Genomic DNA, 12720 nt, shown 5'->3' with positions numbered 1-12720 from the left:
ACGATTGTTACGCAGTCGTCTGCAGGTTTTTATATACACACTATTGTATATTTATATGCCGCAATAATAATATGCGGCAATGATGGCATTATTGCTTATACTCCCGATTTTTTAAATAATCATCATGTCTGGACAATGCTGCGATGCGCTGATTTCGTGCACGTTCCCGCACGTTTTTGCATGTTCTTTAACGCGTCAAGACGATTTTTTGGTACAGTCCGCCGAAAAAGGTTTGCTTGCGCAGGCTGGATGGCTTGATGTTTTGCGGGAAATAGAACGCAAGATCGTGCTGCCAAAGATCGTCCGCAAAAGGCTCCAGACGTCTTAATAGCGCCTGTAGTGGACGGCGCAGAAGATTCCATTTGCCTGGGCGATGGTAGTCGACTATGACGATTTTTCCACCGGGCTTCACGACCCTGAATGCTTCAGCCAAGGTGCCGCGGCGTACCTCTTCCGGTTGTTCGTGCAGCAGGAAAAAAATCAGCACCCGATCATAGCTGCCATCGGCAAAGCCGAGCGCCGCCGAGTCGCGCTGGAATAGCGAAACGTTGGAATCAGGTGCCAGCTTGCGCTGCAGATTCTGGAGTTGGATCGGCAGCACGTCGATCACGTCCAGTGTCGCATTGCCGGCATGGCGCTTACACAGGCGCGGGGTCAGATCGCCATAGACACAGGCCACTTGCAGCGTGCGGCCGCTGGTCGGCCGGCCGATTTCATCCAGGGCTGCATTGCGCAGCTTTGCATAATTGCCGAACAGGATCAGGTTGACCAGCCATTCGCGTTCGAAAATTCTGACCGCACGCGGATGGACATACGCCCACCAATAGATTTTTTGCAAATATGCCGGGATCGGTAATTTCTTGGATGCGGTATTGAAATCAAGCTTTTTATGGGCAGCTTCGATAGAAGAAGGTGAAACAGGTTTCGAAGCAAGATCAGGCATTATTTTCCTTGTGTCCTTGTGCCGTTTTGGCAGCAGGCGGTTATGTCTGCCATTGTGGCAGTCCATGCAAGTTTTTCTTGTTTTTTGGCAATAGAATGTTTTTCTGTGCACTTTGCACCTGTTTTTGCGCACGCATTTCCTATGCAATCTGCACACGACTGCGCAAAGCTTGAGTGTGGCTTTTCTTTTTAAATACTGCACATTGTATTTTTTAGTCCCACAATTATATCGTGCGGGAACCAGTGTTTTTTAGCTATACTCCAATTATTCTATTTTTCTGCAGCCACCAAAAAATTATGGCGAGCCTGCGCTGCGCTGTTCTAGTACGCTTTACACCTAAATAACTAGCTTGGCTAAACCTTCATGCCGACAGGCACGGCCGGTCTGATGCAATAAAATTGTGTCATTGATCCGCGATTGAGACCTGCGTGACTGCGTTGACTGCATGTCCGGGCATGCAGCTGGTAGTCGCCTTAGCGTATCGCACAAACAGGATGTGGCAAAAATATGAATGATATCGAAAAGTTTGTGCGCGGTTACCACCGTTTCCAACAGCAATACTTCAGCGATCAGCAAACGCTGTTCGATAGTTTGCGCGAATCGCAGAACCCAAGCACCTTGCTGATTGGCTGTTGCGATTCACGGGTGGACCCGATGCTGCTGACTGGCAGCGACCCTGGCGATCTGTTTATCGTGCGTAATATTGCCAATCTGGTACCGCCTTGCGCCGAGGATGCACCGCCCGGAGTCAGTTCCGCCATCGAGTTTGCCGTATGCAATCTGGAGGTCAAGCGCATCATCGTGCTGGGCCATGCGCGCTGCGGCGGCATCCGGGCTTTGCTGTCGCCGTCCGAAATTGCGCCAGAGACCAATTTCGTCGCGCGCTGGATGCGCATTGCCGAACCGGTGCGGGACCGGGTATTGCGCGATCTTGCACACAAGTCTTCAGAGGCCCAGCACAAGGCGTGCGAGATGGCGAGCATTTTGCATTCGCTCGATAATCTGCTGACATATCCATGGTTGAAGCGCCGCGCAGAAGAAGGAAAATTGATGCTGCACGGCTGGTATTTCGATATCGAAACCGGCGCGTTGCTGGCATATTCTCCACGCCAGCAGGAGTTCTTGCCGCTGGTCTGCCCGCTGGACCCGCCGTCAAAAGGCACGCACCGAAAAACCAATTTTTGAAAAGCCTTGCAAAACTGCATGGACAGTTTGTTGACTGCGGTATTACAACAAGACGGATTACAACAAGACGGATTACAACAAGACGGATTACAACAAGACGGCTGCCGGAGCATCCTGCGCCTGAACTCACTTTAACGACAAGACACGACAAGACACACCATGACATCTCGGGTATTAGGCATTGTGGGTTGGTCCGGCAGCGGCAAGACGACGCTGCTGGAATACCTGTTGCCGCAATTGGCCGCACAAGGCTTGCGGGTGAACGTGATCAAGCACAGCCATCACGATCTGGAGCTGGAACCGGCGCACAAGGATAGCGCACGCTTGCGCGCTGCCGGCGCAGCCGAAGTCTTGCTGGCTTCGCCTTACCGCTTCGCGCTGATCCATGAATTGCGCGGCGCTCCCGAGCCGACTCTGGCCGAGCAGTTGGCGCGCTTGTCTGCTGCCGATCTGACGCTGGTGGAGGGATTCAAGCGCGAGCCGATTCCGAAGCTGGAAATTCATCGCCCGGCCCTGGGCAAGCCGGCGCTGTATCTGGACGATATCGACATCGTGGCGGTGGCGTCCGATGCTGCGCCACCGTTGCTGTCGCGCCAGCTTGCCTGGCTTGACCTGGCGCGGCGCGAGCAGATCTTGGCATGGGTGATGACTTATGCCAAAAATGGCGTAATCTGCACCCCATGACACTCGACACCATCCTGCCTGCCTGGCAGCAACTTTCCACCAAAATCGTTAGCGTATTGCTGGGATTTCTGGTTCTGGCCCTGATGGCAATCGGCGCTACGCTATTTTTGTCGTGGCAGCTCGAAGGCAGTTCTGCTGCAATCAATGAAGCCGGCAGTCTGCGCATGCAGAGCTATCGTTTGTCCATGGTGTTATCGCGCTGGGTGAATGAGCCGGAGCCCGTGGGTACCCGGCAGTTGGTGGATAAACAACTGCAGACGATCGAAGCCAAGTTTTCCCTGTTGCAAAAAGGCGATCCGCAGCGCCCGCTGTTTTTGCCGCCCGCCGCCGAGATTCATGCCGAGTTCAATATTGTTTCGGCGCAGTGGCATCAAAAGTTGCTGCCTCTGGTGAACATCATGCTGTCCCAGCAGAATCCTGAACGAGAAGCGAGTTGGCAGCGTTATTACCCGCAAGTCGATGATTACGTGGCGAGTGTCGATGCGCTGGTAAAAATGATCGAAAAAGACAGTGAAAAACGCACCTTCTGGCTGCGCTCGTCGCAACTGGGACTGGTGGCATTGGCGCTGACTGGCACTGTGATCGTAATTTACCTGATGTTCCTGTTAATCATCCAGCCGGTTACGCGCCTGTATGACGGCATGCGGCGCATGACGGACAAGGATTTCAGCGTGCGTTTGCCGGTAGAGAGCCACGATGAATTCGGCCGCTTGAGCGAGGGATTCAATCATATGGCGGACCGCCTAGAAAATCTGTACAGCAGTCTGGAAAGCCGTGTTCAGGAAAAAACGGCAGCGCTGGCCGAACAGAATCAAAAGTTGGCGCTGCTTTACGATATTGCCGCTTTCCTGCAGGTGCCGCAGCCGGTGGAAGCCATTTGCGAAGGCTTTCTGGACCGAATCAGCCGCTATTTCCAGGCTGACGGCGGTTCGGTGCGGATACTGGACCCGATTCGGGGCAACTTGCACATGGTGGTGCATAAGGGGATTTCCGAAAAAATGGTGGAAACGGAGCACTGCCTCAAAGTCGGTGACTGTTTGTGTGGCGAGGCTGCATTAAAAGGCGTATCGGTTGTACATAATCTGCAACAGATGGATGCGGCGCAGCAATTGCTATGCCATCGGGAAGGTTTTGCCACAGTATCGGTGTTTCATATTTACGCTCGCGATCAGCATCTCGGATTTTTTAATATGCATTTCCGGCAAGTGAAAACCTTCAACCAACATGAAACTGACTTGCTCGCTACGCTGGGTCAACTGCTCGGAGTGGCGATTGAAAACCTGCGGCTCGCCATGCGCGAGCGCGAAATGGCAATCTCCGAAGAGCGCAATATGGTGGCGCAAGGATTGCATGACAGCATCGCTCAAGGACTGACGTTCCTGAATATTCAGGTGCAACTGCTGGAGGATTCGCTGCAACAGGGCAATATCGAGGAAGTCACCGAAATCGTGCCTGCATTGCAGGCCGGGGTGAAAGAGAGTTATGAAGATGTGCGCGAATTATTGCTCAATTTCCGCAGCCGTTTAGCCGAAGGCGATCTGGTGCGGTCTCTGCAGACAACAGTGGATAAATTCCGCCGTCAGACCGGTATTACCGCCGAATTTGTCGCCGATGTCGATGGTGCGCCATTTCCGCGCGAACAGCAGCTGCAGATTCTGTTCATCGTGCAAGAGGCGCTTTCGAATATTCGCAAGCATGCGGTAGCCAGCCATGTCGAAGTCAGTTTGTCGGACCAGAAGGATTTTGCCTTGACCATTCGCGATAACGGTATTGGTTTCGATGCGGAAACCTTGCGACAAAAGGGTGAAAGCCATGTCGGCATCAACATCATGCGCGAACGTGCACAACGCCTCCGCGCTGCGTTTGATATTGCCTCCGTGCCCGGTTCCGGCACCACCGTCGTACTGCATTTGCCGCACGAACAGCGTCTGGCAGCATGATTACTCCCTACAAAGATTCCCATGGATAACCCGACCGCCGCTCCTATTACGCCTATCACGCCTACCAATCCTATCAGCGTACTGTTGGTTGATGATCACAATTTGTTTCGCAGCGGCATCCGCTCGCTGTTGCAGCGCCATGCGGATTTTACCGTCGTCGGCGAAGCGGCCGATGGCGTGGAAGGTGTCAAGCGCGCCAGACAGTTGCAGCCTGACGTAATCTTGCTCGACCTGAATATGCCCGGTATTTCCGGCCTGGAAACGCTGCAACTACTATTGCAGGATCGTCCCGATACGGCGGTAATCATGCTGACCGTATCGGAAGACGCCGAAGATTTGGCTGCGGCCTTGCAGGCGGGCGCACGCGGTTATCTGATCAAAAATATCGATACCGATTTTCTGGTGCGCGCAATCCGGCGCGCTGCAGCAGGCGAGCCGGTAATCGCCGAAGCGATGACGGCCAAACTGGTGGCGCAATGGCAAGGTGGCAATGCTGTGCAACCCAAAGTTCTGCCCTCCGAACTCGATATATTGACGCCGCGTGAAAAAGAAACTCTTGCCTGCCTGGCGCGCGGCGAGAGCAATAAGAACATCGCGCGCTCTCTGAATGTTGCCGAAAGCACGGTGAAAATACATGTGCAAAATATTTTAAAGAAGCTGAATTTATCCAGTCGTGTGCAGGCCGCGGTATTTGCTGTTGAACACGGCGTCGCTACCGGCGGCGCTGAAAAGCAGGGGTAGCAATTTCTTGAAAAATCTCGGCGCAATGTTGGGCTGGCAAAGCGTTATTCCAACCTGTGCGCTCAAGAAATATGTTGGAGTATAGGCAAAAACATGCCATTTCCCGCATATATATAATGCGTATTCATAAATACATGCCGCAGTTAGTAGCTTGGCGCTGAGCTTGCGAAGCCCAGCATTATGCGCATAATGTTGATCTGACAAAGCGTTAGTCCAACCACCAAAAGCTGCTTCAATATTGGTTCATTTTTCTCGTGACAGCACATATGCGTAACATTAGTTGCTTTATTCAAAGCCACAATATAAGATTCATATAATTTATATCTTTAAATGCGGGGCAATATGGCGCTTATGACTATTGATGAACCCAAGGTGTTGCGACCAGGGAAATCGTCGCCGACACACCATCCATTGTGGGCGCTGGGGTTTCGGCCTTTTTATATGTTGGCTGCAGCCTTTGCCGCTGTCAGCATTCCGCTGTGGCTGGCAAAATATTTCGGCCAGATGTCCGGCTTGGCAAATATAACCGTCAACTGGCACATGCACGAAATGGTGTTCGGCTTTGCGATAGCGGTAATTATCGGCTTTCTGTTTACCGCCGGGCGCAACTGGACCGGTTTGTGGACTCCGCGCAGAGGCCATTTGGCGCTGCTTGCCGGCGTCTGGCTGGCAGGGCGCATTGCCATGTTGAGCGCTCCGGCCTTGGTCGCGGCGCTGGTGGATATATTATTTCTGCCGCTTGCAGCCTGGCCCATATACCGCGTACTGCAACGCTCTGGCAACAAGCGCAATATGTTTTTAATCGGCTTGCTCAGCCTGCTCACAACCGTCAACATACTCTTTCATCTTGCGGCTCTGGGCTGGATTACCACCTCAACCGTACTGATAATACAGGCCGCTATTCTGATTGTTGTGATGATCGAATCCGTGATCGGCGGGCGCGTAATTCCTGGCTTTACATCCAGCACTGTTCCCACAGCCAAGCCCCTTGTTAATTCTAAACGTGACCGCCTGACCATTGCATTGACTGCATTGGCAAGCCTGGCATGGATTTTCACCTTTCCCCCGCGGTTGATCGCCGCATTGGCGTTTGCAGCAGCCTGTTCGCAACTGTTGCGGCTGGGTGGATGGAAGCCGTATAAGACTTTGCAACACCCATTGCTATGGATTTTGCATCTGTCGTATGGGTGGATTCCCTGCGGCTTTATCCTTATCGCTTTGGCGGCCCTGCAAGTGGTTCCGGCAAATTCCGCCTTCCATGTATTGGCGATTGGCTCGATGGCAGGACTGATCATGGGCATGATGACCCGCACCACTCTTGGTCATACCGGAAGACCGCTGAAAGCGGGCCGTAATGAAGTATTGATGTATGTATTGATACAAATTGGTGTCGTCGCGCGGTTTTGCGCCGCCATCAATACCACCGGATTGCGAGATGGTGCGCTGGTTGTGGCCGCAGCGAGCTGGTCGGCGGCATTTGTATTCTTCCTGATTATCTATGGCCCGTATCTCTACAGAGCGCGCCTTGATGGCAAGGAAGGTTAGTCGAATAAGCTTGGATTCTCCCCTCTCGGTGCAAGGTAGCAGGGGTGAATCATATTTAAAATAGCTGCGATCAATATCTGATCGTCAGCTCAGTTGGCGGGCAAATAATTCCAAATGATGATCGGTGCTGCCAAATTGCAGTTCTATCGCCATCAGGCGTTTAAAGTAATGGCTGACATCGAGTTCATCCGTGACCCCCATTCCGCCATGAAGTTGCACCGCTTGCTGTCCCACAAAACGACAAGCCTGGCCAACCACGACTTTTGCCGCTGACATGGTCCGCCTGCGCAACGCAGGACCCTGTTCCAGACAACTGACCGCAGTCAGATAACGCATCGAACGCGCTTGTTCAATGTGCAGCGCCATCTCGGCCATCCGATGCTGCAACGCCTGGAATTCCCAATGGGAACGCCATTTATATTTCATACTGCATCATTTCCGTCGCCTGTTGGAACGTCGCCGTCCAGTCGCTTCATGTTATCCAGCAACTTGAGCAGGTAATGCAGGGTGTGGGTCATATCACTGACTGAGAAATCCGTGAGCGCCTGCTCATAGTAGCCATTGATTCTCGGTATCGCTTTGTTGTTCCAGACCTCGTGGCCTGATTCGGTCATGGTGATTAGCCGTGAGCGCCGGTCGCGTCCGTCCGGGTCGCTGCTGAGATGGCCGTCGCGCTCCATCCGGCTGATCAATCCGGACAGATTTTGCCGACTTACCAACAGGTAGCGCGCCAGATCCCCCACGCTCATTCCACCTTCCGCTTCTGGGCGCGATAGAGCGCCAAGAACAGCCCACTGTTGCGTGGTAAGACCTAGGTCCTCAACTGCCCGGGTACCTGTTTTATGCAACATGTTTGCGCATTGATACAAACGGAAGAACAGCCTGTTAGCCAACTCCATGCGCGTTGTAGTGATCGAGTTGTCTGGGTGTTTCATGGATTCTCCAGTAATTTATCTATTACGAAAATAATTATTATATGAATAATACGTAAATATATTTGCATATAATTCTTCAATTTAGTGCTTGCATAAACACTAATCGTAAAATAATATATGTAAATGTATTGACGTATATGCGGTAAGTTTCGACCGCGGCGCGTAAGGATACCAACCTTGATAACTCTGGTGGAGAAAACTATGCAACGATTTGACGGAAAGACAGTAATCGTGACTGGCGGCGGCGGTGGTATCGGTGGCGCTACCTGCCGGCGTTTTGCGCAAGAGGGTGCGCGTGTCGCGGTGTTTGACATGAACCAGGAAGCTGCGCAGAGCGTGGTGGCCGACATCGTCACGGCCGGCGGCATGGCGGCGGCGTTCAAATGCGACATCACCAACCGGGCTGAGGTCGATGCCGCTGTCGCCGCGACCGAGGCTCAACTCGGCCCGATTGATATTTTGGTCAACAACGCCGGCTGGGATGTTTTCAAGCCCTTCGTCAAGACCGTGCCTGCCGAGTGGGACAAACTGATCGCCATCAACCTGACCGGCGCGCTGCACATGCACCACGCGGTGCTGCCAGGCATGGTCGAACGCAAGTACGGTCACATCATCAACATCGCATCGGATGCGGCACGTGGCGGCTCTTCGGGTGAAGCAGTCTATGCCGCCTGCAAGGGTGGTCTGGTTGCTCTGTCCAAGACACTGGCACGTGAACATGCTCGCCAAGGCATCACCGTCAACGTGGTGTGCCCGGGTCCGACCGACACCGCCCTGCTGGCTAGTGTGGCCGAAGGTGCCCGTGATCCGGCCAAGCTGATCGAAGCCTTCAAGAGCGCCATTCCGCTCGGCCGCCTCGGCCAACCAGATGATTTGGCAAGCGCGATTGTCTTCTTCGCCAGCGACGATGCCAGCTTCATCACCGGCCAGGTTATTAGCGTGTCCGGCGGTTTGACCATGCACGGCTAAGTCGTTCGGTCACTTTCACAACCCTATTCAAGAGAGAACACCATGGAATTCGAAGACATCCTCTACGAAGTGCGCAACACAGTTGCCTGGATCACGATCAACCGTCCTGAAAAGATGAACTCGTTTCGCGGCCAGACCTGCGACGAAATCATCAAGGCTCTGAACAAGGCTGGCTACGACCGCAACGTTGGCGCGATCGTGCTGGCTGGCGCGGGTGATCGCGCTTTCTGTACTGGCGGTGACCAGTCTGCCCACAATGGCAACTACGACGGCCGCGGCACCATCGGGCTGCCGATGGAAGAGTTGCATACCGCCATCCGCGACGTGCCCAAGCCGGTAATTGCCCGCGTGCAAGGTTTCGCCATCGGTGGCGGCAACGTGCTGTGCACGATTTGCGACCTGACCATCTGCTCTGACAAGGCGCAGTTCGGCCAGGTTGGCCCCAAGATGGGCTCGGTCGACCCCGGCTACGGCACCGCTTTCCTGGCGCGCGTGGTCGGCGAAAAGAAGGCGCGCGAAATCTGGTACTTGAACCGTCGCTACTCCGGTGCCGAAGCGGTGGCAATGGGCTTGGCCAACGTCTGCGTGCCGCATGACCAGCTGGACGCTGAAGTGCAGAAGTGGGGCGAAGAAATTGGTGAACGCAGTCCCACGGCCATTGCGATTGCCAAGCGCAGCTTCAATGCCGACACTGCCCACCAAAGCGGCATCGCCGGTTTGGGCATGTACGCGCTCAAGCTGTACTACGACACAGAAGAGTCGCGCGAAGGCGTTAATGCGCTGAAAGAAAAGCGCAAGCCTGACTTCCGTAAGTACGCTAAATAAGGCCAGTCGGCCAAAGTATCCCAGCTCTTGCCTTTTGAATCCAAACAGGAAACATGATGAATCCCTACATTGACGATGACCTCGCGACACTGGCTGAACACGCCCGTCGCTTTGCTACCGGGCGCGTGGCACCGGGCTTTCTTGAACGCGACAAAACTCGCGTTCTGGATCGCGCACTGATGCGTGAGATGGGCGAGATGGGTTTCATCGCGCCTGAATTGCCGGAGCAGTATGGTGGACAAGGGTTGGGTTGCCTGGCAGCGGGCGTGATTCACGAAGAAATCGCGCGCGCCGACCTCAGTATTTCCTATATTAATTTGCTGGCCTCGCTCAACGGACAGATTCTTGCGCAACACGGGAAACTGGAAGTTGTTAAGCCCTGGTTGGACAAGCTCACTCAGGGTGAGGCGCTGCTTGCGATTGCGCTGACCGAGCCGCGCGGTGGTTCCGATGCGGCCAATCTGCGCCTGAAGATGGAGCGCGTCGGCGACCACTACGTGCTCAACGGTGAAAAAACCTCAATTTCGGCAGCCGATCAGGCCGATGCCGCCGTGGTGTTCGCCCGCACCGGCTCGGTCGAATCTGGTGCGCATGGCGTGTCTGCGGTGCTGGTGCCGATGGATTTGCCAGGAATCACTCGCAACCGCTTCGATTGTCATGGTCAGCGCGCCATTGGCCGTGGCTCGCTGTTTTTTGAGAACGTGAAGGTGCCCGCCGATCACCTGCTGGGACAGGAGGGCAAGGGCTTCGTGCAAGTCATGCAAGGATTTGATTTTTCCCGTGCCCTGATTGGACTTCAGGTGCTGGCGGTGGCTCGTGTTGCACTGGAAGAGACCTGGGAGTATGTCGCCCAACGGCAGGCATTTGGCCAGCCCCTGTCTGCATTCCAAGGTGTGTCGCACCCGCTTGCAGATTTCGACACGCAGGTGACTGCTGCACGGCTGCTATGCCTGCAAACACTCTGGCTCAAGGACAAGGGTGCGCCGCACACCGCCGAAGCCGCGATGTGCAAGTGGTGGGGGCCCAAGCTGGCTTACGACGTCATACACCAGTGCCTGCTGATGTTCGGTCACGGCGGCTATGACCACGGACTGATGGAGCAACGGCTACGGGATGTGCTGGGCTTTCAGATCGGTGACGGTACCGCTCAAATCATGAAAACCATTGTTGCCCGCACTCGTGCCGGACGTGCGGCAGTTCCGGTGTAACCCTGCCTCCGGCACGGCAATAAAACACACAACAATTAAAGGAGACAAACCATGAAATTCGATGCTGTTTTGATTCCGCCGCGCCGTGCGGCGAGCATTGCGCAAGGGCTCTGGCACGACAGGACGATCAACGACTATCTGGATGCCTGTGTAGAGGTCGCTCCTGACAAAGTCGCACTTACGGCCGTACAGGTTGACGGTGGCGCAACCACGAGCTTCACTTACCGCGAATTGGCTGCCATGGCCGACCGCATAGCCGTTGGTCTGTCGCGCCTGGGCGTAGGCCGTAACGACGTGGTGTCGTGCCAGTTGCCCAACTGGTGGCAGTTCACGCTGACATATCTGGCCTGCTCGCGCATTGGCGCGGTGATGAATCCGTTGATGCACATTTTCCGCGAACACGAGCTGTCGTTCATGCTCAAGCATGGGGCTGCAAAGGTCATGATTGCGCCCAAGATATTTCGCGGATTCGACTACGAAGAGATGGTGACGGCTTTACAGCCGAGCTTGCCTGATCTCCAGCATGTCGTGATCGTGGGCGGTAGTGGCGCCAACAGCTTTGAGTCTCTGCTCAGCGGCCCGAAATGGGAGCAGGAGTCTGATGCGCAGGACATCCTGAGTCGTCACCGTCCGAGCCCGGACGACATCACGCAACTGATCTACACCTCGGGCACCACGGGTGAGCCAAAAGGCGTGATGCACACCGCCAACACAACCATGTCCAACATCATCCCTTATGCAGCACGACTGTACTTGGGTTCCGATGACGTGATATTGATGGCATCACCGATGTCGCACCAGACGGGCTTCATGTACGGGCTGCTGATGCCCATCATGCTCAAGGCCAGTGCGGTATTGCAGGACATATGGGAACCCAGGAAAGCTGTGCAGCTGATACGTGAACATGGCGTCACTTTCACTATGGCCTCAACCCCGTTCCTGACTGACCTGGCCAAGACGGTGGCGGAATCCGGTAGCGCAGTCCCCACGCTGCGCACCTTCCTCTGTGCTGGAGCCCCGATTCCGGGGCCATTGGTCGAACAGGCGCGCCAGGCAATGGGAACCAAAATCATCTCGGCCTGGGGCATGACCGAAAATGGGGCAGTCACGCTGACGAAGCTGGATGACGACGATGAGCGCTCAGTCAATAGCGACGGTTGCCCACTTCCCGGTGTGGAGGTGAAGGTGGTGGATTTTGATGGTGCTGCACTTCCGCCTGGCATCTCAGGCCAGTTGCTGCTGCGCTCTTGCTCGAACTTTGGTGGCTACCTGCATCGCCCACAGTTCAACGCTACCGATGCCGACGGCTGGTTCGACACAGGAGACCAGGCGTGCATCGATGCGCAGGGTTATATCCGCATTACCGGGCGCAGCAAGGACGTGATCATTCGTGGCGGCGAGAACATTCCGGTAGTTGAGATCGAAACGATGTTGTACCGGCATCCTGCCATTGAAATGGTAGTCATCGTCGCTTACCCCGACCAGCGGTTGGGTGAGCGGGCCTGTGCAATCGTTGTTCCAAAATCGGGTCAATGCGTCGACCTGCCTTCGATTGTGGAATTCTTGAAATCACAGAAGGTCGCCATTCAATACATCCCCGAGCGCCTGATCGTGCGTGCAGCGATGCCCAGCACACCGACCGGAAAGATCCAGAAATTCAAGCTGCGCCAAATGCTTATCGACGGTGCAATCTGAAGTTCCATGTCACATCTCACCAAACCACACCCGAAGACAACAATCATGGA

The 12720-nt window shown here is 54.6% G+C and carries 11 protein-coding genes and 1 pseudogene; 9 read left to right on the top strand and 3 right to left on the bottom strand.

Annotated elements, in window-relative coordinates; genetic code table 11:
• Positions 1-187: 187 nt before the first annotated feature.
• Positions 188-943, bottom strand: a complete 756-nt coding sequence (gene rquA, locus KGFNPO_RS11995; RefSeq protein ID WP_472631502.1) for a rhodoquinone biosynthesis methyltransferase RquA — start codon at positions 941-943, stop codon at positions 188-190.
• A gap of 507 nt (positions 944-1450) precedes the next feature.
• Here rquA and KGFNPO_RS11990 point away from each other — a divergent pair.
• The 5 genes from KGFNPO_RS11990 (at position 1451) to KGFNPO_RS11970 (ending at position 7038) form a co-directional block, all read left to right on the top strand.
• Positions 1451-2128, top strand: coding sequence for a carbonic anhydrase (locus KGFNPO_RS11990; RefSeq protein ID WP_472631501.1), 678 nt, complete (start codon positions 1451-1453; stop codon positions 2126-2128).
• A 159-nt stretch (positions 2129-2287) separates the two neighbouring features.
• Positions 2288-2812 (top strand): molybdopterin-guanine dinucleotide biosynthesis protein B, encoded by a 525-nt coding sequence (gene mobB / locus KGFNPO_RS11985; protein WP_472631500.1) that lies wholly within the window; start codon positions 2288-2290, stop codon positions 2810-2812.
• Complete coding sequence (locus tag KGFNPO_RS11980; RefSeq protein ID WP_472631499.1) at positions 2809-4752, top strand: type IV pili methyl-accepting chemotaxis transducer N-terminal domain-containing protein; 1944 nt, start codon at positions 2809-2811, stop codon at positions 4750-4752. The genes mobB and KGFNPO_RS11980 overlap by 4 nt, the downstream gene beginning before the upstream one ends.
• A gap of 21 nt (positions 4753-4773) precedes the next feature.
• Positions 4774-5493, top strand: coding sequence for a response regulator (locus KGFNPO_RS11975; RefSeq protein WP_472631498.1), 720 nt, complete (start codon positions 4774-4776; stop codon positions 5491-5493).
• 351 nt (positions 5494-5844) lie between these two features.
• Positions 5845-7038, top strand: a complete 1194-nt coding sequence (locus tag KGFNPO_RS11970; protein WP_472631497.1) for an NnrS family protein — start codon at positions 5845-5847, stop codon at positions 7036-7038.
• An 84-nt stretch (positions 7039-7122) separates the two neighbouring features.
• Here the strand turns inward: KGFNPO_RS11970 and KGFNPO_RS11965 are convergent.
• Both KGFNPO_RS11965 and KGFNPO_RS11960 read right to left on the bottom strand, forming a co-directional pair.
• Positions 7123-7451 (bottom strand): annotated as a pseudogene (locus tag KGFNPO_RS11965) (acyl-CoA dehydrogenase family protein); the annotation flags it as partial.
• Positions 7452-7460: 9 nt separating this feature from the next.
• On the bottom strand, positions 7461-7973 hold the full coding sequence (locus KGFNPO_RS11960) for a MarR family winged helix-turn-helix transcriptional regulator (protein ID WP_472631496.1): 513 nt from the start codon (positions 7971-7973) through the stop codon (positions 7461-7463).
• Between the two features lie 201 nt (positions 7974-8174).
• Here KGFNPO_RS11960 and badH point away from each other — a divergent pair, with 201 nt between their 5' ends.
• From badH to aliA, 4 genes are read left to right on the top strand one after another with little or no spacing between them, the layout of a single operon-like run.
• Positions 8175-8942, top strand: a complete 768-nt coding sequence (gene badH, locus KGFNPO_RS11955) for a 2-hydroxycyclohexanecarboxyl-CoA dehydrogenase (RefSeq protein ID WP_472631495.1) — start codon at positions 8175-8177, stop codon at positions 8940-8942.
• A gap of 42 nt (positions 8943-8984) precedes the next feature.
• Positions 8985-9767, top strand: a complete 783-nt coding sequence (gene badI / locus KGFNPO_RS11950; RefSeq protein ID WP_472631494.1) for a 2-ketocyclohexanecarboxyl-CoA hydrolase — start codon at positions 8985-8987, stop codon at positions 9765-9767.
• A gap of 56 nt (positions 9768-9823) precedes the next feature.
• Complete coding sequence (gene aliB / locus KGFNPO_RS11945) at positions 9824-10975, top strand: cyclohexanecarboxyl-CoA dehydrogenase (protein WP_472631493.1); 1152 nt, start codon at positions 9824-9826, stop codon at positions 10973-10975.
• A gap of 51 nt (positions 10976-11026) precedes the next feature.
• Positions 11027-12670 (top strand): cyclohexanecarboxylate-CoA ligase, encoded by a 1644-nt coding sequence (aliA, locus tag KGFNPO_RS11940; protein ID WP_472631492.1) that lies wholly within the window; start codon positions 11027-11029, stop codon positions 12668-12670.
• Positions 12671-12720: the final 50 nt, after the last annotated feature.

The organism is Gelidimonas diazotrophica (assembly GCF_055694025.1).
This window is presented reverse-complemented; position numbering and strand designations above follow the sequence as displayed.

Excerpts from the sequence above, each read along its gene's own strand:
- rquA (WP_472631502.1), bottom strand. The coding sequence starts at position 943 with ATGCCTGATCTTGCTTCGAAACCTGTTTCACCTTCTTCTATCGAAGCT.
- KGFNPO_RS11990 (WP_472631501.1), top strand. The coding sequence starts at position 1,451 with ATGAATGATATCGAAAAGTTTGTGCGCGGTTACCACCGTTTCCAACAG.
- mobB (WP_472631500.1), top strand. The coding sequence starts at position 2,288 with ATGACATCTCGGGTATTAGGCATTGTGGGTTGGTCCGGCAGCGGCAAG.
- KGFNPO_RS11980 (WP_472631499.1), top strand. The coding sequence starts at position 2,809 with ATGACACTCGACACCATCCTGCCTGCCTGGCAGCAACTTTCCACCAAA.
- KGFNPO_RS11975 (WP_472631498.1), top strand. The coding sequence starts at position 4,774 with ATGGATAACCCGACCGCCGCTCCTATTACGCCTATCACGCCTACCAAT.
- KGFNPO_RS11970 (WP_472631497.1), top strand. The coding sequence starts at position 5,845 with ATGACTATTGATGAACCCAAGGTGTTGCGACCAGGGAAATCGTCGCCG.
- KGFNPO_RS11960 (WP_472631496.1), bottom strand. The coding sequence starts at position 7,973 with ATGAAACACCCAGACAACTCGATCACTACAACGCGCATGGAGTTGGCT.
- badH (WP_472631495.1), top strand. The coding sequence starts at position 8,175 with ATGCAACGATTTGACGGAAAGACAGTAATCGTGACTGGCGGCGGCGGT.
- badI (WP_472631494.1), top strand. The coding sequence starts at position 8,985 with ATGGAATTCGAAGACATCCTCTACGAAGTGCGCAACACAGTTGCCTGG.
- aliB (WP_472631493.1), top strand. The coding sequence starts at position 9,824 with ATGAATCCCTACATTGACGATGACCTCGCGACACTGGCTGAACACGCC.
- aliA (WP_472631492.1), top strand. The coding sequence starts at position 11,027 with ATGAAATTCGATGCTGTTTTGATTCCGCCGCGCCGTGCGGCGAGCATT.